Source organism: Bartonella tamiae Th239 (assembly GCF_000278275.1).
GTDB classification, from domain to species: domain Bacteria; phylum Pseudomonadota; class Alphaproteobacteria; order Rhizobiales; family Rhizobiaceae; genus Bartonella; species Bartonella tamiae.
In genome coordinates, this window is record NZ_JH725147.1 from 2,230,714 (window position 1) to 2,251,792 (window position 21,079).

19 protein-coding genes and 3 tRNA genes are annotated in these 21,079 nt (G+C 37.0%); 14 read left to right on the forward strand and 8 right to left on the reverse strand.

The window, feature by feature from the left end:
- Nucleotides 1-152: 152 nt before the first annotated feature.
- From rpoH to ME5_RS10020, 4 genes are all read left to right on the forward strand, one after another.
- Nucleotides 153-1,058, forward strand: a complete 906-nt coding sequence (gene rpoH, locus ME5_RS10005; protein ID WP_008040730.1) for an RNA polymerase sigma factor RpoH — start codon at nt 153-155, stop codon at nt 1,056-1,058.
- A gap of 311 nt (nt 1,059-1,369) precedes the next feature.
- Nucleotides 1,370-1,726: a hypothetical protein gene (locus ME5_RS10010; RefSeq protein ID WP_245256533.1), complete on the forward strand. Its 357-nt coding sequence runs from the start codon at nt 1,370-1,372 to the stop codon at nt 1,724-1,726.
- A gap of 25 nt (nt 1,727-1,751) precedes the next feature.
- Entirely contained in the window at nt 1,752-2,060 is a 309-nt protein-coding gene (locus tag ME5_RS10015) for a hypothetical protein (RefSeq protein ID WP_008040732.1), read from the forward strand.
- Nucleotides 2,061-2,480: 420 nt separating this feature from the next.
- Nucleotides 2,481-3,377 carry a hypothetical protein gene (locus tag ME5_RS10020; protein WP_008040733.1) on the forward strand — a complete coding sequence of 299 codons (897 nt, stop codon included), beginning with the start codon at nt 2,481-2,483 and terminating at the stop codon, nt 3,375-3,377.
- Nucleotides 3,378-3,692: 315 nt separating this feature from the next.
- Here ME5_RS10020 and ME5_RS10025 read toward each other — a convergent pair.
- Nucleotides 3,693-3,768: transfer RNA gene (locus ME5_RS10025), tRNA-Phe, on the reverse strand.
- A gap of 145 nt (nt 3,769-3,913) precedes the next feature.
- On the opposite strand from ME5_RS10025, the gene ME5_RS10030 reads away from it, so the two are divergent.
- The 4 genes from ME5_RS10030 to ME5_RS10045 all read left to right on the forward strand — a co-directional run bounded on the left by ME5_RS10030 (nt 3,914) and on the right by ME5_RS10045 (nt 7,860).
- Nucleotides 3,914-3,988, forward strand: a tRNA-Glu gene (locus tag ME5_RS10030).
- Nucleotides 3,989-4,524: 536 nt separating this feature from the next.
- Nucleotides 4,525-5,688 carry a phosphoserine transaminase gene (locus tag ME5_RS10035; protein WP_008040734.1) on the forward strand — a complete coding sequence of 388 codons (1,164 nt, stop codon included), beginning with the start codon at nt 4,525-4,527 and terminating at the stop codon, nt 5,686-5,688.
- Between the two features lie 52 nt (nt 5,689-5,740).
- A complete protein-coding gene (serA, locus tag ME5_RS10040; protein WP_008040735.1) occupies nt 5,741-7,345 on the forward strand; it encodes a phosphoglycerate dehydrogenase in 1,605 nt (534 codons plus the stop codon).
- Nucleotides 7,346-7,347: 2 nt separating this feature from the next.
- On the forward strand, nt 7,348-7,860 hold the full coding sequence (locus tag ME5_RS10045; RefSeq protein ID WP_008040736.1) for a GNAT family N-acetyltransferase: 513 nt from the start codon (nt 7,348-7,350) through the stop codon (nt 7,858-7,860).
- Nucleotides 7,861-8,013: 153 nt separating this feature from the next.
- On the opposite strand, the gene ME5_RS11000 is transcribed toward ME5_RS10045, so the two are convergent.
- Nucleotides 8,014-8,187, reverse strand: coding sequence for a DUF2938 family protein (locus tag ME5_RS11000; protein ID WP_425338840.1), 174 nt, complete (start codon nt 8,185-8,187; stop codon nt 8,014-8,016).
- Nucleotides 8,141-8,464, reverse strand: coding sequence for a DUF2938 family protein (locus ME5_RS11005; RefSeq protein ID WP_425338839.1), 324 nt, complete (start codon nt 8,462-8,464; stop codon nt 8,141-8,143). Before ME5_RS11005 ends, ME5_RS11000 begins: the two co-directional genes overlap by 47 nt.
- Before the next feature lie 689 nt (nt 8,465-9,153).
- Here ME5_RS11005 and ME5_RS10055 point away from each other — a divergent pair.
- The 5 genes from ME5_RS10055 to ME5_RS10075 all read left to right on the forward strand — a co-directional run bounded on the left by ME5_RS10055 (nt 9,154) and on the right by ME5_RS10075 (nt 16,379).
- A complete protein-coding gene (locus tag ME5_RS10055) occupies nt 9,154-10,458 on the forward strand; it encodes a cytochrome c (RefSeq protein ID WP_008040738.1) in 1,305 nt (434 codons plus the stop codon).
- A gap of 11 nt (nt 10,459-10,469) precedes the next feature.
- Nucleotides 10,470-11,216, forward strand: a complete 747-nt coding sequence (locus ME5_RS10060; RefSeq protein WP_245256534.1) for a gluconate 2-dehydrogenase subunit 3 family protein — start codon at nt 10,470-10,472, stop codon at nt 11,214-11,216.
- A 4-nt stretch (nt 11,217-11,220) separates the two neighbouring features.
- Complete coding sequence (locus tag ME5_RS10065) at nt 11,221-12,981, forward strand: GMC family oxidoreductase (protein WP_008040742.1); 1,761 nt, start codon at nt 11,221-11,223, stop codon at nt 12,979-12,981.
- Between the two features lie 141 nt (nt 12,982-13,122).
- Nucleotides 13,123-14,412, forward strand: a complete 1,290-nt coding sequence (locus ME5_RS10070) for an adenylosuccinate synthase (RefSeq protein WP_008040743.1) — start codon at nt 13,123-13,125, stop codon at nt 14,410-14,412.
- Nucleotides 14,413-14,600: 188 nt separating this feature from the next.
- Nucleotides 14,601-16,379 (forward strand): hypothetical protein, encoded by a 1,779-nt coding sequence (locus ME5_RS10075; protein WP_008040744.1) that lies wholly within the window; start codon nt 14,601-14,603, stop codon nt 16,377-16,379.
- A 634-nt stretch (nt 16,380-17,013) separates the two neighbouring features.
- Here ME5_RS10075 and ME5_RS10080 read toward each other — a convergent pair.
- The 3 genes from ME5_RS10080 to ME5_RS10090 all read right to left on the reverse strand — a co-directional run bounded on the left by ME5_RS10080 (nt 17,014) and on the right by ME5_RS10090 (nt 18,892).
- Nucleotides 17,014-17,265, reverse strand: a complete 252-nt coding sequence (locus ME5_RS10080; protein WP_008040747.1) for a hypothetical protein — start codon at nt 17,263-17,265, stop codon at nt 17,014-17,016.
- 4 nt (nt 17,266-17,269) lie between these two features.
- Entirely contained in the window at nt 17,270-18,538 is a 1,269-nt protein-coding gene (locus ME5_RS10085) for a Y-family DNA polymerase (protein WP_008040748.1), read from the reverse strand.
- 144 nt (nt 18,539-18,682) lie between these two features.
- Nucleotides 18,683-18,892, reverse strand: coding sequence for a hypothetical protein (locus ME5_RS10090; RefSeq protein ID WP_008040749.1), 210 nt, complete (start codon nt 18,890-18,892; stop codon nt 18,683-18,685).
- A 435-nt stretch (nt 18,893-19,327) separates the two neighbouring features.
- On the opposite strand from ME5_RS10090, the gene ME5_RS10095 reads away from it, so the two are divergent.
- Nucleotides 19,328-19,401 (forward strand) — tRNA-Gln (locus ME5_RS10095).
- Between the two features lie 150 nt (nt 19,402-19,551).
- Here ME5_RS10095 and ME5_RS10100 read toward each other — a convergent pair.
- Nucleotides 19,552-19,734, reverse strand: a complete 183-nt coding sequence (locus ME5_RS10100) for an acetolactate decarboxylase (RefSeq protein WP_008040750.1) — start codon at nt 19,732-19,734, stop codon at nt 19,552-19,554.
- A 317-nt stretch (nt 19,735-20,051) separates the two neighbouring features.
- Nucleotides 20,052-20,186, reverse strand: coding sequence for an acetolactate decarboxylase (locus ME5_RS11010; RefSeq protein ID WP_425338838.1), 135 nt, complete (start codon nt 20,184-20,186; stop codon nt 20,052-20,054).
- Nucleotides 20,187-21,079: the final 893 nt, after the last annotated feature.

Genomic DNA, 21,079 nt, shown 5'->3' on the forward strand with positions numbered 1-21,079 from the left:
CGATTTTGTGTTAGATTAAACCAGAAAATGACAAAAATTTTAGAAAATTTTGTCACAATGTCGATGTAATTCGATGTCACATTTCCTATATAGAATTAAAACTGCGTTTTTGCCTCAATTTAAGGGAATACGCATTATAAGGAGGGTGCACTATGGCCCAAACACATTTACCATCTATTACTGCAGGTGATGGCGGTCTTACACGCTATCTAGATGAAATACGTCATTTTCCAATGCTTCAGCCACAAGAAGAATATATGTTGGCAAAGCGTTTTCATGAACATGATGATCCCAAAGCGGCGCACCGATTGGTGACAAGTCATTTACGTCTGGTGGCAAAAATTGCCATGGGCTATCGTGGCTATGGTCTTCCGATTGGTGAAGTGATTTCAGAAGGCAATGTTGGCTTAATGCAAGCTGTCAAAAGGTTCGAACCAGAACGCGGTTTTCGCCTTGCAACATATGCGATGTGGTGGATTAAAGCTTCCATTCAGGAATATGTTTTGCGCTCATGGAGCCTTGTCAAAATGGGAACAACCGCAAATCAAAAACGTCTATTTTTTAATTTACGTAAAGTAAAAAGTAAAATTCAGGCTCTTGATGATGGTGATTTAAAGCCGGAACAAATCAAAGAAATTGCAACGCGTCTTAATGTAAGTGAAGAGGAAGTCGTTTCAATGAATAGACGCCTTTCTGGTGATACTTCGCTTAATGCACCTATACGCGCAAGTGAAGGTGAAAGCGGCGAGTGGCAGGACTGGCTCGTTGATGAATCCAATAGTCAAGAACAAATTTTGATTGACCAAGACGAATTAGAAAATCGTCGTTCTATGTTAGAACATGCGATGGCTGGATTAAATGATCGTGAAAAACGCATTTTTAAAGCACGACGGTTAAGCGATGATCCAATCACCCTGGATGATCTTTCTGGTGAATTTGGCATTAGTCGTGAACGTGTGCGTCAAATTGAAGTCCGTGCATTCGAAAAAGTGCAAAATGCCGTTAAAGCATCTGCAATTGCCCAAAGACAGGCATTGGTTCAAACGTCAGCATCTTAAATCTCAGGTGAGAAAAATCTCTGATTTTACAAATTAATAAACATTAAAACTCGTCATGTACCACATGGCGAGTTTTTCTTTGCAAAAGACGATTAAACTTTTTAAAGTGCACTGATAGTTTTATATTGTACATTGAATTATCAATGAAAAACTTCAAATATACATCTGTCGTCATTATGATAATATATATCCCACTTCATAAGTAAACTATATTTATCGGTAAAAGAAACATAAGCGAAATCAAATTTATACAATTTGACTCCTTTTACATAATTATGTAAACCTCAAGTTTTATTTAATTTAGGGAAAGAATGATGAAAATCGCAGGTGGTATTATTGGAATTATAGCTGGAATATTTGGATTTTTGGCTGCTATTACAACATTATTTATTGGAGGCATCGGAAGCGCGTCAGAAGCAGAAGGGGCTGATATGGTTATTGGTCTTGGATGGGGCGGCATTTTATTTTCTTTTCTTTGCATTATTTTTGCAGCTGTTGCAATTGCTGCAAAAGGTAAAGTGCCTGGCATCCTTCTTATTCTATCATCTCTTTTGGGCGCTTTCTTAGGTGGAACATTGGTTGCTATTTGCATGGTTCTTGCATTAATTGGCGGAATTATGGCGCTTTTTGGCAATAAAAAACAAGTCGCAACAACAGTACAAGGATAATTTTACATGCAAAAAAATTATATTAATGATTGCATTATTATTTTCTATTCCTGCATGGGCTCAAGAGTTACCAAAGTTTGATCCTGCAAAACATTGCAAAACAGTTTCGGAATTTGCAGGACAAGGCAGTTCAAACATGATTTACAATGGATGTATTGACATGGAACAAAGAGCTTATAATGGTCTTAAAGACAGTTGGGAAAATGTCGATACTAAAACTAGAAGCCACTGTATAAGTATCGCTCAAGTTGGTGGCAGCAGTTATTCAACACTAAAAGGCTGTGTTGATATGGAAAGCAAGGCTGGAAGCGATAAGTCTGAATTTGAGTTTTGATGCACGATACTCTTGTAATCTAAACTTCAGTGACTTATTCTAATTTGAACTGCAACACTCTGATTTTTTATGATATTGTCAATTTTGCAAAATCAGTGTGTTGCATTTTATTCTAATAATTTTTAAGTATTGATCAAAAATTTTTCATGAGAACGTTGCAAAACATAGTATCTCATTCCTAGTGATCCAAGTTGGGTATGATCAGAATTCCCTTTACGCTATATTTTAACAAAATAATATTAGCACATTTTTTAAGCATTATAATTATATTTACTAGAATGATAATCATATCATGACTTTATAAGCTTTAAGCTTCTGGCTTTTCAAAAACTCAGTCGGTAAATTATACATACGCATTATAACCGTTTCATTGGAAACGATAAAAATAGTCCACAACTTATCAAACTTGGATATATGAAAATGCCTAAAAAAAGAGATGATTTTTCAAAATCTACTAAAGTAGAGCTTGCTAAACGTGTCGCTTATCGTTGTTCAAATCCTGATTGTGATAGAATAACTATTGGCCCTGATAAGTTTGAAAAAACCAAAAGTCAGTCAGTTGGAGTTGCTTGTCATATTCGTGCTGCTTCAAAAGGGGGCACGCGATTTGATCCATCACAAACGCCAGAACAGAGATCCTCTTTCGAAAATGGTATTTGGTTATGTCTTGATTGCGCGCGTATTATTGATGCAAATGATGGTACTGGTTATCCTATAGAACTTTTAATAAAATGGAAGGAAGAAGCTGAGTTAAGGGCTCTTAAGGCTCGTGATGAGAAGCGGGAGGCAATAAATCTCCCAACATTCTTTAAAGATTTTACTTATTTTCAATATGTCAATTATATTCGCTTGGCTTGTTATGTATCCAATGATGCGGATAAAGATTTTCTTAGGAATTTACGTAATGGCTATCCAGTATTCGCTTGGTCAAATGAAGATTGTCGTTTAGATAAAATAATACAAAAATTAAATTGTCGATCTACCGAATATAATAAAAATATATCATTTGATTCTGATTTAATTGGTAAGATGTTTTCTATGAATGAAACTTTTTATACTAAAAATGGTTCTAAATCTCGATATAACTTTGATGCCTCGATAGTTGAAAATTTTAATGAAAAAAATAGTCCTCATATTTATATAAACCATCATGAATTTAAAATAATTTGTCCATATGATCCCCAATATATAAAAGGAAGTACAGCATATTCTGATTTTAATGGTGGTAGAAGAAAATTTAAGGGTTTATTTTTGATGAAACATTACGATGGCAAAAATAAAGTTATTATAATGTCGCCTATCATATTAGGTATTTAGAATGAAAGTGAAATGGGCGTTTTTAATAGCATTAGTACATGTTAGTTTTTATAAGAAATACCATCATAGTCTGCTTTAATTAGATTTTTTTTAAAGTTAATGAATTATCAAAGCTCCATATTTAGCGTTGATAATTTATAATCTTATAAATATTCACAACGGGCGTATGATTCTTGTATAAATGCCATACGCCTAAATGTTATGGATTTTTATGATTTTCAAAGCCTATTTAAACGTATGCTAAAAGGTGGGCTCAAAAGTGGATTGTTAAAAAAAATGTTTCTTGAGTATTCGATTTTTTTGTTTTTTTAAAAATGGTGCCCAGACGCGGATTCGAACCACGGACACGCGGATTTTCAGTCCGCTGCTCTACCAACTGAGCTATCTGGGCATGTTCAGTAATTTTACTGAAGCGGTTGGTTTATAGCATTAAAATCGACGCTGTCCAGTCATCTTATAAAAAATATTTATTTTTCACATTTATTTTTAAACGACTTGCGCTTTTTTTCAACCGCGCGTATACGCCCTAACATTACGCGCCCATCGTCTAGCGGTCAGGACGCCGCCCTCTCACGGCGGAAACAGGGGTTCGATTCCCCTTGGGCGTACCAAAAACGTTTCTAATTCGAACATAATTCGTTTTGCTCATTTTCTAAATCAAAACCAAAAATTTAATCTTAAGCTCATTCAATAAAAATCGAATGAGCCACTCTTCAATAACTTACAAAAGAGCAAGATATTATCAGTTTAACAGTGAATAAAACAGCTTTTGATTCTATACTATTACCGTCAATATTATCAAAACATACATAAATTACCCCATAAATCTTATCTTTTAACAATTAAAACCAATTTATCATCCTTTTATTATGAATGTGATTGTCTAATCGCACATCAACAGTTTGATATAAAATAAAAGTATCATTTTATTGAAGAAAAATTTTCACTGCAAAAGTGATCTATATTTATATAAGTATTTTATATTAAATAAGAAAATATAAATATAATTTTATAGATAACTCCCAAAAAAAATAAAATAATCATAAAGTTTTATTTTTTATTTGAATATTTTTTTGTTTTCAGATAACCAAATAAGTGGGCCACCTCTTCCCAACGAGAGGCGTGCTATCTGAAAGGGTAGAATATTATGATAAAAGTAAATGAACCGGGTCAACGCCCGGATAATCCACGTTTTTCTTCAGGACCTTGTGCAAAACGGCCTGGTTGGACAGTTTCCGTTTTAAATGATGCACCGCTTGGTCGTTCGCATAGAGCAAAAATTGGCAAAAAAAAACTTGCTGAAGCTATTGATCTCACGCGTGAAGTTCTAGAAGTTCCTGACAATTATCGCATTGCTATTGTTCCTGCTTCTGATACAGGAGCCGTTGAAATGGCACTATGGTCGCTTCTTGGCGAACGTGGTGTTGACATGCTTTCATGGGAAAGCTTTGGTGCTGGTTGGGTTACAGATGTCGTTAAACAATTGAAAATTGCCGATATACGCAAGTTGGAAGCGCCATATGGTGAATTGCCTGATTTAACCAGCATTGACTTTAACCGCGACGTTGTTTTCACATGGAATGGAACAACTTCTGGCGTTTGTGTTCCTAATGGCGACTTTATTCCTCATGAGCGTCAAGGTTTAACAATTTGTGATGCCACTTCAGCAGCTTTTGCACAAAAACTTGATTTTTCGAAATTAGATGTTGTCACATTTTCGTGGCAAAAGGTTTTGGGCGGTGAAGGTGGTCATGGTATTCTCATACTCGGACCACGTGCGGTCAAGCGTCTAGAAAATTACACACCGGATTGGCCACTTCCTAAAATCTTCCGTATGACAAAATCGGGTCGATTGATTGAAGGTTTGTTTCAAGGTGAGACGATCAATACACCTTCAATGTTATGCGTGGAAGATTATTTGGATGCGTTAAAATGGGCAAAATCGATTGGTGGTTTAAAGACTCTTCATAAGCGTGCAAATGAAAATTTTCGTATTCTTGATAAATTTGTACAAAAAACACCTTGGATTGACAATCTGGCTAAACGTCCCGAAACGCGTTCCAATACATCTGTATGTTTAACGATTGTTGATCCTGACATTCTTTCACTAACTAGTGAAAAACAGGCCGCTTTTGCAAAGGCCATAGTCACACGGCTTGATGAAGCAGGTGTCGCTTATGATATAGGCGCTTATCGTGACGCACCATCTGGCTTGCGCATATGGACAGGAGCCACAGTTGAATCTTCCGATTTACAAATTTTAACTGAGTGGCTGGAATGGGCTTTCCAAAGCGAAAAAGCGGCTCTTTAAGTATTCTTCAAATGGTAAAAACCATTTCATAATTATTTTCTAGGAGGCCATTATGGCACCACGTGTCCTTGTATCTGATAAATTATCGCCAACTGCTGTTCAAATTTTTAAAGATCGCGGTGTTGATGTTGATTACTTGCCTGACCTTGGTAAGGATAATGAAAAACTTGCTGAAATTATTAACAAATATGACGGATTGGCGATTCGTTCTGCAACAAAAGTAACCGAAAAACTTCTTAATAATGCCACCAAACTCAAAGTTGTCGGGCGCGCAGGCATTGGTGTCGACAATGTTGATATTCCAGCCGCTTCAAAACGCGGCATTATCGTCATGAATACACCATTTGGAAATTCTATTACAACAGCCGAACATGCTATAGCCTTGATGTTTGCCGTTGCACGCGAAATTCCATTGGCCAATGCGTCGACGAAAGTTGGAAAATGGGAAAAAAATCGTTTTATGGGGGTAGAAATAACAGGAAAAACACTTGGCATTATTGGTTGTGGCAATATTGGTGCCATTATCGCATCTCGAGCGATTGGTTTGAAAATGAAGGTTTTGGCTTTTGATCCGTTTCTTTCTCAAGCGCGCGCAGAAGAATTGGGCGTTGAAAAAATTGATCTTGATCTTCTTTTTGAACGGGCTGATTTTATTACACTGCATACACCTTTAACGGATAAAACACGCAATATTATCGATGCAAGTGCCATTGCTAAAATGAAACAAGGTGTTCGTATTATTAATTGCGCGCGTGGTGGTTTAATTGTTGAAAAAGATTTGATCGATGGATTAAATTCAGGAAAAATAGCTGGCGCTGGTATTGATGTTTTTGAGACAGAACCACCTGCATCAGAAAATCCTCTTTTTACAATGGACAATGTGGTTTGCACGCCTCATTTGGGAGCTTCAACTGCAGAAGCACAAGAAAATGTCGCTATACAAGTTGCAGAACAAATGGCTGATTATCTTGTCAATGGTGCAGTGAGCAATGCAATAAATATGCCCTCAATTACAGCAGAAGAAGCACCACGTTTAAAGCCATTTGTAAAGCTTGCTGAAGTTCTAGGGGCGTTTGTTGGACAATCCACAGAAGAAGATATCAACGAAGTTGAAATTGTTTTTGATGGTGCAACAGCACAAATGAATACACGTGCTTTAATGAGTGCGGCTCTTTCAGGACTTATTCGTCCGCAAATGGCAGATGTCAATATGGTTTCCGCTCCCGTGATGGTCAAAGAACGAGGAATCATTCTTTCTGAGGTCAAGCGTGATAAATCAGGTATTTTTGATGGGTACATCAAATTAACTGTAAAAACATCACAACGGACACGGTCTATCGCAGGAACCTGTTTTGTTGATGGAAAACCACGGTTTATTCAAATTAAAGGTATTAATATGGATGCTGAAGTTGGACAACATATGCTCTATATAACCAATAATGATACTCCTGGTATTATTGGTACGATCGGCTCCATTTGTGGGAAACATGGTGTGAACATTGCAAATTTCTCACTTGGACGAAATACACTTGGAGGTGATGCTATTGCGCTTCTTTATCTTGACGAACAAGTGTCTCAATCCGCCGTTTCTGAATTGAAAAAAATAGATGATATTCACCATGTACAACCGCTTGAGTTTGATGCAATAAAGAGTTGAATATGATAAATTTTTGGCGAGAAATAAAAAAAAACGATCTGGCAGATATTTGCCAGATTGCTTCTTTATGTCATCCAAATTTTCCTGAAGACACAGACGTGTTAGAGGAAAAAATTAGACTATCACCACAGACATGTTTTGTTTATCAAACAAAAACAAACATCGCGGGTTATATTCTTGCTCATCCCTATAAATATGGTGAAATCCCCGCATTGAACGTTTTTTTAAATAAACTTCCAGATGATGCTGATAGTCTTTACATACATGATCTTGCCATCATGCCAGAAGCGCGTATAACCGGTCTTGGTTATCAAGCTGCTCAAATCATGGTCGACAGTGCACGTCAAAAAAAATTATTATCTTTATCACTTGTGGCTGTGAATGGCTCTGAAGGATTTTGGAAAAAACAAAATTTTTCTGTTGTGGAACCATCGGAACAATTAAAAGAAAAACTTCGCACTTATGGCAATGATGCGCTTTATATGCAGCGTTCCTTGCATCACGATAAAGCATAAATTAATTGGCTTCATAGCATGTATTTTGAAAGTGTATCAAACGGTAAAAATAACGTTTTGAGAGTGTGAGTTTAAAAATGTTTTGGAATAATGTTCGTTTAGCTGTGTTAATTTTATGCGCAGTAATTGCTGCAATTGTTGGTGGATATTTGGCTACACATTAAAATAATTTACGATATGTAAAGATATGTATAGTCCCAAACCAAATGAACTATGTGCAACAAGACTTTTAAATCGGCTTATCCACGGATTGGGCGTTTTTGAAACCGCAATTCCTATGCTAAAAGCGGGTTGCATAATAAAAAACAGAAAAATGACACTTCCAATCCCTTATAATCATTGAAGGTAAAAAATGCGTTTTCTGATACCAGTCTGGACCCAAAAAGATAAGAAGTATTCCAGCGATGATGACACCAATTGCATAATGTGCAAACCATCTTAAAGAACGCTCAAAAGATAAGACTGGTGCTTGAAAAAAATTTTCGTGTTTTATCAGTCCTTTTAAGAAATATTTTAAGCAGCAGCCTACAAATACATAATTGAGTGATGGTACATAAAAAAACTTCAACTGAATCCAAGCCCTAATATCCATTACAAGCGTGATACCAACACCACCAGAAAATGCTTACAACAAAATGCAATAAATCATTATTCATTATCTGAAACCTGCCAACTTTATCCAATAAGGCGATCAAACGGATAATATTATATATGAATATATTGCATTCAATAATTTATGACCAGTTGTGTGCTACAGTATACTATAATTATGGAATATAATATTTTTTACTATTTTGCGTTCATTCTACTCAACATGAAATCTTAAAATCTAGCGATCATGAAACAAAAAAGTTCCCTCAAATTATTGGTATAATTTGAGCTATTTTTACGCGATATTGCAAGTTAAGCATAAAATTTTACCATTAAAAAAGACATTGTATTGCGTTTTTTTAAAAAAAATTTAAACGCTCAATTTTAGAATAAAGCGGACAATACTCCATAAGTTTTTAAAGTGATAAATATATATCTCTAAACTGTCGATGAAATGATTTGAAATTTTTATAATTAAAAGCGGCATGTCACTTTGGAAAACAGTGTCATCAAAAGTGTCTGAATAATTATCAAATAAATCTTTTCTTTATTTACCAAGTAATTAGATTCGTAGTTTAGAACAATTCTCACATTATCGTTAGTTGACGTTTTGTATGAGAACGTTATATCCCATGATAATGTTTTGGCTGATTGTGTCTGCCAGCAAAAGTTGATGACATCCAAAATAGGAGCTGAATCCAGATGAAAAAGAAAATTCTCCTTATTATAGGGCTTCTGGTCATTATTGGCGTAGCCTTTGTTGGATATCGCAATTTCAGTACTGGGCGAGACGGCATAGCCCCTTCTTCGTCTGGAATGGTTGGTGAAAATGTTGTTGAACGTGGACGTTATTTGGCAACAGCGGCTGATTGTGTAGCATGTCATAGTCAAGAAGGCAGTGAGCCATTTTCTGGTGGTCATGCCTTAGAAACACCTTTTGGAAAAATAACAGGTGGCAATATAACACCCGATGTTGAAACAGGCATTGGTGGATGGTCTGATCAAGATTTTTTAAATGCAGTAAAACATGGTCGCGCAAAGGGTGGAAAATTTCTTTATCCTGCAATGCCTTATCCAAATTTTGCTAAGGCCAGTGATGAGGATATTCTCGCCATTAAAGCCTATCTTGATACACTCCCCCCTGTTAAAAAAGACTCAGCTAAAAACGAATTAACGTTTCCATTTAATATTCGTCCCCTTGTGATGGGATGGAACACGCTTTTCTTGGATAAAAATGGATTTACACCAGATACGGATCAATCAAACGAATGGAATCGTGGCGCCTATCTTGTAGAAGGACTTGCACATTGTGGCATGTGCCACACACCAAAAAACATTTTGGGTGCAGATAAAAAAGAACAAGCCTTTCAGGGAGAAATTCTTCAAGGGTGGTATGCACCTGAAATAACCGGCAATACTTATAGTGGTCTAGGTGGCTGGGATAAAGATGATGTCGTCGAATATTTAAAAACAGGGGGAAGCAAACATGCTTTTGCAGCTGGCCCCATGGGTGAAGCCATTGAAAAATCATTGCAACATTTAAATCATGAAGATTTAAGAGCAATGGTAACCTATTTACAAGATCAAAAAGGCTCATCACACAAAGAACCCGTTACTAAAATAGATAAGAATCATGCGATGATGCATGAGGGTGAAAAAATATACAGTGCTCATTGTAGCGCATGCCACGGTGTGGAAGGTGAAGGGACTTATGGTATTGCCCCGTCATTTGAAGCAAGTTCAGCAATTCGCGCCCCAGAAGTCATCAATCTTGTAAGCGCAGTTTTAAACGGAACACGCGCCATAGACACCGATCAAAAGCCGACAGCGCCGGCAATGCCTAGTTTTCGCCACACACTTTCTGACGACGAAATTGCAGCAACATTAACGTATATTCGTAACAGTTGGGGTAATCATGCTGTGGCAGTTAATGCCGAAGATATCGCGCATTTACGTAAAAACAGTGAGAATGAATGGCTAAAAACCCAAAAAATGAACACTCAATAGAGGATATGCGCATGGAAAATAAAAAATTACAGTTTTCCCGTAGAAACTTTTTAATGGCGGGTGCGGCTTTTTTGGCTTTCACATCATCTGCACCAAGTTTTGCACGTGTTCTTAATCATATACCAACATGGTTACCCGGTGATATTAATTTGCCAGAGTTTTTCCCAGGCGGAAAATGGTATTTCCTTAATCCTGAAGAAGTGGAAATTTTAGGTGCTATTGCCGAGCGTCTTATTCCAGCAGATGAATTAAGTATCAGCGGTAAAGATGCAGGCTGTGTAGAATTTATTGATCGCCAATTGGCAGGGCATTACGGCACATTTGAACGGCGCTATATGCAAGGTCCATTTCATCAAGGCACACCGTCACAAGGCGATCAGTCTTCTTTAGTACCGCGTGAACGCTACCGTATTGGGCTAAAAGCCTTGTCCGAATATTGCCAAAGTCAATATGATCAGTCATTTGTAGAATTAGAACCACTGGTCCAAGACAATGTTTTATCTGGCCTTGAAAATGGTGATATTACACTTGAAGGCATTGATGCAAAAATTTTCTTTTCCATTGTATTACAGAATACGATGGAAGGCTTTTTTGCTGATCCCATTTATGGTGGTAATAAAGACATGGTCAGTTGGAAGATGCTTGGTTTTCCCGGTGCGCGTTATGATTATCGTGCTTATGTCAAAAAACACAATCAAAAACTGGATATAGAGCCAGTAAGCATTGCTGGTTTTTTAAACCAGAACGAGAAAGGTTGAAACCATGGCACGTAAATTACCTCACGTCGATGCGGTCGTTGTAGGATTAGGTTGGGCTGGATCAATCATTGCGCATGAATTGGCTGATGAAGGTTTATCCGTTGTTGGTTTGGAGCGCGGTCCTTGGCGCGATACTGCACGTGATTTTAATATTACGACCGTTGCTGATGAATTGCGCTATGCGGTGCGTGAAGAATTAATGGTCCCACCCAAATTAGGTGGAATTACAGTAAGAAATAATAGCTCAGAAACGGCATTACCTATGCGCATATGGGGTTCATTTCACCCCGGGCATGGTATTGGTGGTGCTGGCAATCACTGGGCAGGAATCACCTTTCGTTTCCAACCAGAAGAGTTTCGTCTGAAAAGCCATTTAATGGAACGCTATGGTGCCGACTCCATTCCTGATTTTCTTTCTCTTCAAGATTGGGGGACTGATTGGGACGAAATGGAACCCTTTTATGATAAGTTTGAAAAACTTGCAGGAACATCTGGCAAAGCAGGAAATCTAAATGGCCGCAAAATACGCGGTGGAAACATGTTTGAAGGTCCACGTTCTAGTGAATATCCAACGCGTGCAATGGATCAGCCATATTCACCAACTTTTTTTGCAAAAACAGCTGAAAATATGGGCTATAATGCTTTTCCCGTCCCCTCCTCCGTGCTTTCAGAAGCGTATACCAATTCGCTTGGCATCAGCATGGCACCATGCACTTACTGTGGATTTTGTACTAATTATGGTTGCGCCAATTATTCAAAGGCAAGTGCGATTACATGCGTGATTCCTGCTTTAATGCGCAAGAAAAATTTTACCGCTATAACCAATGCTGATGTTTTACGTATTGTTACAGACAATGAAAAAAAACGCGCAACGGGTGTCATCTTTATTGATGAAAATGGTGAAGAAGTCGAACAGACAGCAGATATTGTTGTAGTGGCCGCATTTACGTTTGAAAATGTTCGTCTTATGTTGCTCTCAGAGATTGGGCAGGCCTATGATCCAAAAACCCAAAAGGGCAATACGGGACGTAATTATGCTTATCAAACCGCAAACAATGTTCAATTGTTTTTCGATGATAAGAATTTTAATAGTTTCGTTGGTGCAGGTTCGGTTGGAATGGGCATTGATGATTTTAACAATGATAATTTTGATCATTCAGGGCTTGGTTTTTTTGGTGGTGGCTCCATTCGTGTCAATCCTATCGGTGCGGCACCAATTTCTGCAAGACCAGTTCCTCCTGGTACTCCAAAATGGGGATCACAATGGAAAGCCGCTACAGTAAAAAATTATCTTTCCACCATGTCGATTGGTTGTGAGGCGTCAAACTATTCATCGCCTGCAAATTATCTCTCACTTGATCCCACTTATAAAGATCCTCATGGCCGCCCTCTTTTACGCGTAACGTATGATTTTACTGATAATGAGCGCAAAATGGCACTTTATTGCACAGGTAAAGTTGCAGAAATTGCCAAAGCGATGAACCCCGTTCAAATCGTTGAAAATCCGACAAAAGGACATTGGAACACAGTTCCTTATCAGTCTTCACACGTCGTTGGTGGCTTTATAATGGGTGCTGATCCAATCAATAGCAGTGTCAATAAATATTTACAAAGCTGGGATGTCCATAATTTATTTGTAGTTGGTGCATCTGCATTTCCGCAAAATCCTGGTTATAACCCAACAGGGACTGTTGGTGCGCTTGCTTTTAAAGCCGCTGATGCAATTCGCAGACATTATATTAAAAATCCCCGTCCATTAATTTAAATAAACTTTAAAAAAAGAGCGATCTTTCTTTTTCGTCTACAAGCGAAAAGAAGAGTCGCTCTTTTAATAAGATTTGGCTATAAGAAATCGTTTGTTTTAACTTAAGGTTTCTATAACCTTTCCAAATGCATGGAGAAAATAATGGCCAATGTCGTGGTTGTGGGTGCGCAATGGGGTGATGAAGGCAAGGGCAAAATTGTCGATTGGCTATCTGAGCGTGCTGATATTGTTGTGCGTTATCAAGGGGGGCATAATGCAGGCCATACATTGGTTATTGATGGCGTAAGCTATAAGCTATCTCTCTTACCTTCAGGGCTTGTTAGAGGAAAATTATCAGTGATTGGTAATGGTGTTGTGGTTGACCCTCATCACTTTGCACAAGAATTAAAACAATTACGCGATCAGGGTGTGACTATTACGCCAGAAAATTTACGCGTTGCGGAAAATGCTCCTTTAATTCTATCGCTACATCGCGATCTTGATGCCGCACGTGAAAATGCCACATCAGGTTTAAAAATTGGCACAACAAAACGCGGTATTGGACCTGCTTATGAAGATAAGGTCGGACGCCGTTCAATTCGAGTCGTTGATTTAGCAGAGCCTTCAACATTAATGGCAAAAATAGAGCGTCTTTTAACGCATCATAATGCATTGCGTCGTGGTATGGGTGAAGCAGAAATCAATGCACAATCCCTTTATGATGAACTGATGGAAGTTGCAGATCAAATTTTACCCTTTATGGATCAAACATGGCGTCTTTTAGATGCCCGTAGACGGAGTGGGCAACGTATTTTATTTGAAGGCGCGCAAGGCGCACTTTTAGATAATGATTTTGGCACTTATCCTTTTGTGACCTCTTCAAATACAATTGCAGGTCAAGCGGCAACAGGTACGGGGACAGGTCCAAGCACAATTGGTTACGTTTTGGGTATTGCCAAAGCCTATACAACACGTGTGGGAGAAGGACCGTTTCCAACAGAACAAATGAATGAGGTTGGAGAGTTTTTAGGCACTCGCGGCCATGAATTTGGCGTTGTAACGGGTCGCAAACGGCGCTGTGGTTGGTTTGATGCAGTTTTGGTTCGTCAAATGATTGCCGTATGCGGCATTCACGGTATTGCACTCACAAAACTTGACGTTTTAGATGGTATGGACGAAATTAAAGTTTGCGTTGGTTACGAGTTGGATGGAAAAACGATTGACTATCTGCCCGCTTCTATGGGTGCTCAAGCCAATGTTAAGCCAATTTATGAAACATTGGAAGGCTGGAAAGAAACGACTGCTGGCGCGCGCAAATGGGCTGATTTACCGGCACAAGCCATCAAATATGTTCGTCACATTGAAGAACTTATCGGTGCGCCTGTTGCACTTTTATCAACGAGTCCAGAACGTGAAGACACTATTCTTGTGACAGATCCTTTTGGTGATTAATAATATATCTTTACTCAGCTTTATTTGTTGAAAAGTTGACGTTTCCATCTGGAAAATATAGTGATATTCCTGAACTTAAGGCTATTTTAAGAATATGTATGATTTAAATATACATACAAATGCAACTAAAGTGGTGATATTTGCCTTGTAACGTGTGTTTACGCATTTGAAGGAGACGGCTAGGACGAATGGCTGATTTCGTAGGATTATTAAAAAAAACGATTGATGCGCAAGCCAATCCGACACCGCAATTGCGTCAGCGGGTTTATGAACGCGCGCGCGAAACTGTAGGGCGTAAATTAGTCACTGCAAAAATACCAGAGCATGCAGCAAATTTACAGCTTCAGGCTTTATCGGCAGCTATTGAAAAAGTAGAATCAGAATATCAAGCTGCTGAGCGCTCTCTTCATTCTGCAGGAATTGAAAAGAAACGTGATGTCGAATTTTCTGAAAATCAATCATCACAAGAAACTATTTCCAATAAACCACTATCAGATGAAACCAAATCATTTGATACGCAAAAATTAGATAGTACACATTCACAAACACAACCAACATCAAATTTTACGTCTTCATCGTCAATTGTTTCAAATGATTTATCGCAAAATAAAAGACAAGATGAATCTGTTGATAGTGTGACTTCAAAATCAAATGATGAGGTAAAACAGCCAGCATCTCATAATTATCAACATGCATACTCATTTGCAAATTTTTCACAAAATACTGTCAATGCAAATGATATTATTGAAAAAAAACCTGTCGATGCACTTACAAAACACGAGCCTATTTTTAAAGAAACGCAAGAGGCAGGTGAAGAGAACACAACACATGATATTTCTCATGCATCGCCTTTAAACATAAATTCTGATTCTGGCGCCATTCTTAACGATAAAACAGAAGTGAAAGATCACATCCTTATCGATAAGACATCACAATTTAAAGCTGATAAGAACACAATTTCTGAAACTGAAATAATAAATAGTGGTGTTAATAAAGATTTAAAAACAGGTATCAATAACAACGAAAAAAATGTTGCAGATCAAAAAGCACAAACAGGTGATTTTGATATCGTTTCTGATATTTTTTCTCAAGCAGCACGTCGCAATGAACGAAAAGCCGCGAAAAAGCGTCATATGATTATTGGTGGTTCAGTCGCTGTCTTGTTACTTATTGTTTTTGGTGTCCTTTATATTGGATGGGGTTTTCTCTCCGATAAAAAACCGTCTCATCCTACAACTGCTTCAAGAGTAGAAGAACCATTAAGTGGGGCACAATCCAATCAAAAATTAACTCAACGTCTGTTACCAGATGGCTCTGAAGTTGATCCAGGTCCTGCCCAAGATACACCAACACCTGGGGAAGGAACATCAAACACAGCCGCAAGGACCACCCAACAAACCTCACAAATGGGTGAGGCTGTCTTTTATCAAGCGCGAACTGATAATGTTGCCGAAAAAATTGAAACGGGTCATGTTGAGTGGTCAATTGTTCGAGAAGCTGCGCAAAATAATGGACCAGAAGAGCCAGCCATTCGTGGTAACCTAACAATTCCTGATGAAAACCTTACTTTACGCATGACATTACGTCGTAATACAGATTCTTCCATACCTGCTGCTTATTTATTGGAACTTATCTTTATCGTTCCCAATAATTTTGCAGGAGGTGCGATTGATAATATTCATGAATTCACATTTAAAGCCAGTGAACAGTCAATTGGGCAGCCATTGCGTGGAGCTATTGTATCAAAAATTGATGATGATTTTTTCCTTTTGGCTTTGAGTGGAGCACGACCTTTTGTTGATGGTAATTTACAACTCATGCGCCAATTGGGATGGATGCGCTTAGTCATCACAGATAAAAATGGTCGTATATCAGAATTGACTTTCTCAAAAGGATCAAAGGGTGAAGAAGTTTTTGGCCAAGTGATTGATCAATGGTTACAAAACGAAAATAATAATGCTCAATAATTTTTAATGTCTTGTCGATATTGAATATTGATATCATGTGTTTCAACCATCACAGTCTTATTGTATTTTTGTAATCATGACTATTCGATAAAACAGTGAAGCTTTTATTGTCTTGAGTTTTTATGCTGTTTATCAATTGTATATACGTAAACGGCATTATTGTTTGAAACATAAAATCTGAAATATTTGTTATGACATTAAATTTTTCTAAACAATTGAATTAAAAATATATAGTTTTAACTTGATAAGAATTATGTAATAGCCGCAATGCATACACAACACGATGATTAAGCATAGTGCTTTTATAATGAAGCAAAAAATGATGTTAAAATATAATTTAACTTTTTTTACTAGGAGTAATCACTACGAATAACCTTATAAAAGTAAAATTTATTTTTTGACTTAGATAAAAATTATAAGCTATATTTAGCGCAGGAAGGGTAATATCGGACACAAAGCTACGCACCGTTTATTAAGTAGATTCGTTCAAATACATATTATTTTGTATTTTTAATACCTTATCAATATTCCATTTTATAAGCTACTACGATTTCAATACGATATGATCACTATGTTTTTAACTGATAAAATCCATTATTTTATTAAAAATATGCTGGAATAAAACACTCAATCACTAAGCCAGTCCGCCGACAAATGGACTGGATTTACGGTCTTGAACCAACAATAATGTAACAGCTCCATGACAACCACGAGCATGACAAATTTCTTGTGCTTCAATTTCATCAAGGTATAAAAACTCGCGCTCAGGCGCACTGCACATGATTTTTTTCGTGAGATAATATACATATCCACATTGAGAACAGGTGCATTCAAGTTTCATATTATTTTCTAAATCACGAACTTGTAAATCTGTTTTCCAACTCATTTAATCACCAAAAATCCTTAGCTGACGGAATACGTGTATATGATATTTTCCCTCCTGCATGACCGCCCTGTGGTGGTTCCCAAGTTCCAAGATGAACAACCGTCCCCGAATATTGATGATTAAGATTATCAATAGCATCATTGATTTTTTCCCACCTTTTTCGTGTTTCATCATCATTTAAAAGCATATCAAGCTGTCTTTGATCTGACGGACTTATATCCCCAAGTGTAACGGAAATTTTAAAAATCTTTGTTCTTTTAGGAAGTGTATGTTCTGCTTTTTCCCAAATATCAGACAAAGCATGAAGAAGCGCTTGATCATCATTGACGATCGGCAAACGAAAGTGATCTCCCCAATAACTATTGTCTAATGAGAAAGAAACCCATAAAGATGAACAATAATAATCTTCATTTCTTAATCTTCGTGCAGCTTTAACAAGCAACAATCGTGCGATTTCATAAGCATTTTTGAGTGATCGACATTCAGGCGGCAAAACACGACTGTGACCAAACATACCACGTTCAGATGGCCCTGCTTCAATATCATATCCATGAAGCGCATACCAAAGCCGTTCTCCCGTAACAGATCGCCAAATTTTACGCATATGCTTAGGTTCAATCTGCATAAGCAATTGTGTTGTAACAATATTGGCTTTTAAAAGACGAAATTTCATCCTTTTACCAACGCCCGGTATGTCTTCAAGGGGAATATTAAAAAGCGGTTCAGGCATCATTTCAGGTGTCCAAATCATCAAACCATTGCCATATGCAAAACCATTGTTTTTCTTTCCAGCCTTACAAGCCATTTTTGCAAGATGGCGGTTGGCCGCAATTCCAATTGAGCAAGTTATTGTCTTGCTAACATTCTCAAACAATCGCTTTTTAATCTTTCTTGCGATAACCTCAGGATGGTCTTTCATTGTTTTATCAAGCCGACATGTCAATTCATCAATACTTTTAACGGCTTCAATAGGAAGCACTGATGAAATTTCAGCCAATAAACGCAAATGCGCTCGCCTATATAAATCTGGCTTTTGGGGCACAAGAATAAGATCAGGACAAATATTTTTTGCTTCTCGAACATGCATGATATTTTTAACACCTTGCATTTTTGCTTCACGCGAACAGGCGATCACTGAGGTTCTATCTGTTCCATTAAATGGTACGACACCAATGGGTCTACCTTGCAGGCTTTTATCATTATGCTGTTCAACGCTAGCAAAAAAACCATCAAAATCCAAATATAAGCGTTCAACTGTTTCGGGTTTACGCATTCACTTTACCAAAAAAGACTCATTTGTTCACTTTATGTTCTTTTTTTTAAATTTAGTCAATCAACCAGCGGTTTCATAATTTATGTTTTAAAAACGTAAAATAAAAGTTCAATGGCGCACAATACAGGCCAATGATTTAATATTTCAGCATCGAATAATATTTATTGAATTTATAATATCCGTGCTGATTGTGTCCCAAAGTTGACTACCAAAAACGGCATCAGTTGAACCCGCTTCGACCTTAGCATTAGCAACATTGACAATGTTTTCTGGTGAACCTATTCCATGGCTTGCGTCATATGCACCAAGTTCACTATTCCATTGTAACGCATCTTGAACAATATAGGCATACATGGACCAATCGCAGTTGAATAGTTGCCGACAACTTAAGAACTTCAGCCAATTGTGATAGAATGAGCTGAATCCGTAACAGAAATCGCATTATTGCAACTCATGATACCAACAATTATTACTGAAACAATACTACAATTTTGACTAGAAATATATGTATTAGAATAATTTAATAGTACTATACCCTAATGTCTGCGCATTTACAGTATTCACACCCCATAAAAATTTAACTTAGTGCAAATCATTAATTTTTATATAAAGAAAAATTATTGGATGAATGATACAATCATTGATTTTTCGATAAAGCAGTAATCCTATTAAATACATCATTCTGAATTCAAAAAAACTGTGCAAAATTTTATATAATAATCCATTTAAATTTAAACTTGAAAGAGGATGCAAATCTGCTAAAAAATTATCTAGGCAATATTATCTTACTGGGGAATAGTTTAATGGTAGAACTGCGGACTCTGACTCCGTCAGTCTTGGTTCGAATCCAAGTTCCCCAGCCACTTTTTTAACATTAAATTTCATTTGTGTATGATTTTAAAATACAATAAAATTGGCTAAAAGAAATTTATACAATTTAGTCAAAAAATTTGAGTTTAGTTTTCTACCTTTTTAACGATCTTATCCATATCATCAATGACAAGATTTTAATTTTAATATTCATCATTATCAGGCAAAATAACATTAAATTCAAATTTTTCTTCAAAAGCAACACCCCCTTCAATAAGAGTGAAATCCATCATATGTCCTCCTTCATGTCCATTTTCTGCTATAAAATGGACATGAAATCCTGAAACATTAATTTTTTCAAATAAGCGTGGCGTCCAAAACCCCATTAATGTTCCTTTTTAATTGTGTAATTTTAAAACCATCTGCTCTTCAAACACATCAAGTACAGATTTATATGGCTTATTTTGCTCATGTGGTTTACGAATGGTCAACTTTGAAAAGAGCTCCTCCAATCGAATAGCCAAAAAATATTATCTAGCTTTGTATGATTTGAATGAAACTAAAAAAGATTTTCTTTCCGAATTTCCTTGGCATCTAATTAGTTATCAGCGTGAAAAGTCGTAATTTGAGCAAAAGGAGGCTTTTCATTATCACCTATTCGCCTTAAGGCAACATCAGAACGTGCTTCTAAAATGTCGCCATTTCATTTGGTAAATTCACCACCCAAAGCATGAAAGCACTCTAAGCCAAAATCTCCAAATTTTTGTATGTGTGAAATAGGAAACACACCATCATATAATCCTGACATTAAAGCATTGACTGTAGAGAATTGTTGAATTGATTTTTATTCATTGTATACTTCTTCAAATTTTTATAAAATAAAAGCTTTACGATAAAATTCTCGATTATTCATTGATAATATATTTAATAATGAACAAGTTCCTATCAATATTATATTTGCCTCAATTGACATTATTGACAAAGATTTTCACCCTAAAACGGAAATAATGTTTTCTTTACAGAGACATAACACTGATTGACCGCATGTATCAGTCGGCTAAAATGATGCCAATTGTATAAACATCCTACTAAGATCTCTTATAATATTGCTAAGTTTTAGTTTTAACAGTTACGCTTTGCTATGTGCTGACAAAAGGAAATTAACTATTAATTTTGCACGTTCAAGATAGAAGTTTGAGTAAAGCAAATTGATATTTTAAGAGTGGACAGTTTTTTGAAAGAGAGTTTTTTCAGTCAGGAATTAGGCGCAAAGAAAACGACATTGAAAGCGCGCATGGAACAGTTTGATAAGAAAATGCAGTGACTGTTCGATTATATAGCTAAAAGCGTAGGTACGGCGGATGCATTGGGTAAGTATACAGCACGGATATGAGACGGCCAAGGCGGCGTTTTATGCCGATCCAGACTTGCCCAATGTGGAAAAATTGGAATCCGAAATGATTGTCTCTTATATAAAGGACATCAACCAACTAGTGCGCCTGAAACCGCAGCTCCAAAATCATCTCCGAAGACTATTTAGGCGCATTTTAATGATATCGTGGTCAATAAAAGCACGAACACTCGCCCCCTACTTAGCATCTACGATAATTTCTTCCCGTTGACTGATGACAAGGTTGCCTCAAACGGTCAAATTTATCTTAGTCAATATTTAGTCACGAGGCCGAGACTGATATAAGAAGTATGATTTAATTTATTCATGCCACATTGTTT

Excerpts from the sequence above, each read along its gene's own strand:
- ME5_RS10010 (WP_245256533.1), top strand. The coding sequence starts at position 1,370 with ATGATGAAAATCGCAGGTGGTATTATTGGAATTATAGCTGGAATATTT.
- ME5_RS10035 (WP_008040734.1), top strand. The coding sequence starts at position 4,525 with ATGATAAAAGTAAATGAACCGGGTCAACGCCCGGATAATCCACGTTTT.
- ME5_RS10055 (WP_008040738.1), top strand. The coding sequence starts at position 9,154 with ATGAAAAAGAAAATTCTCCTTATTATAGGGCTTCTGGTCATTATTGGC.
- ME5_RS10020 (WP_008040733.1), top strand. The coding sequence starts at position 2,481 with ATGCCTAAAAAAAGAGATGATTTTTCAAAATCTACTAAAGTAGAGCTT.
- ME5_RS10080 (WP_008040747.1), bottom strand. The coding sequence starts at position 17,265 with ATGAGTTGGAAAACAGATTTACAAGTTCGTGATTTAGAAAATAATATG.
- ME5_RS10085 (WP_008040748.1), bottom strand. The coding sequence starts at position 18,538 with ATGCGTAAACCCGAAACAGTTGAACGCTTATATTTGGATTTTGATGGT.
- rpoH (WP_008040730.1), top strand. The coding sequence starts at position 153 with ATGGCCCAAACACATTTACCATCTATTACTGCAGGTGATGGCGGTCTT.
- ME5_RS10090 (WP_008040749.1), bottom strand. The coding sequence starts at position 18,892 with ATGTATGCCTATATTGTTCAAGATGCGTTACAATGGAATAGTGAACTT.
- ME5_RS10045 (WP_008040736.1), top strand. The coding sequence starts at position 7,348 with ATGATAAATTTTTGGCGAGAAATAAAAAAAAACGATCTGGCAGATATT.
- serA (WP_008040735.1), top strand. The coding sequence starts at position 5,741 with ATGGCACCACGTGTCCTTGTATCTGATAAATTATCGCCAACTGCTGTT.
- ME5_RS10100 (WP_008040750.1), bottom strand. The coding sequence starts at position 19,734 with ATGGGGTTTTGGACGCCACGCTTATTTGAAAAAATTAATGTTTCAGGA.
- ME5_RS10065 (WP_008040742.1), top strand. The coding sequence starts at position 11,221 with ATGGCACGTAAATTACCTCACGTCGATGCGGTCGTTGTAGGATTAGGT.
- ME5_RS10070 (WP_008040743.1), top strand. The coding sequence starts at position 13,123 with ATGGCCAATGTCGTGGTTGTGGGTGCGCAATGGGGTGATGAAGGCAAG.
- ME5_RS10075 (WP_008040744.1), top strand. The coding sequence starts at position 14,601 with ATGGCTGATTTCGTAGGATTATTAAAAAAAACGATTGATGCGCAAGCC.
- ME5_RS10015 (WP_008040732.1), top strand. The coding sequence starts at position 1,752 with ATGATTGCATTATTATTTTCTATTCCTGCATGGGCTCAAGAGTTACCA.
- ME5_RS10060 (WP_245256534.1), top strand. The coding sequence starts at position 10,470 with ATGGAAAATAAAAAATTACAGTTTTCCCGTAGAAACTTTTTAATGGCG.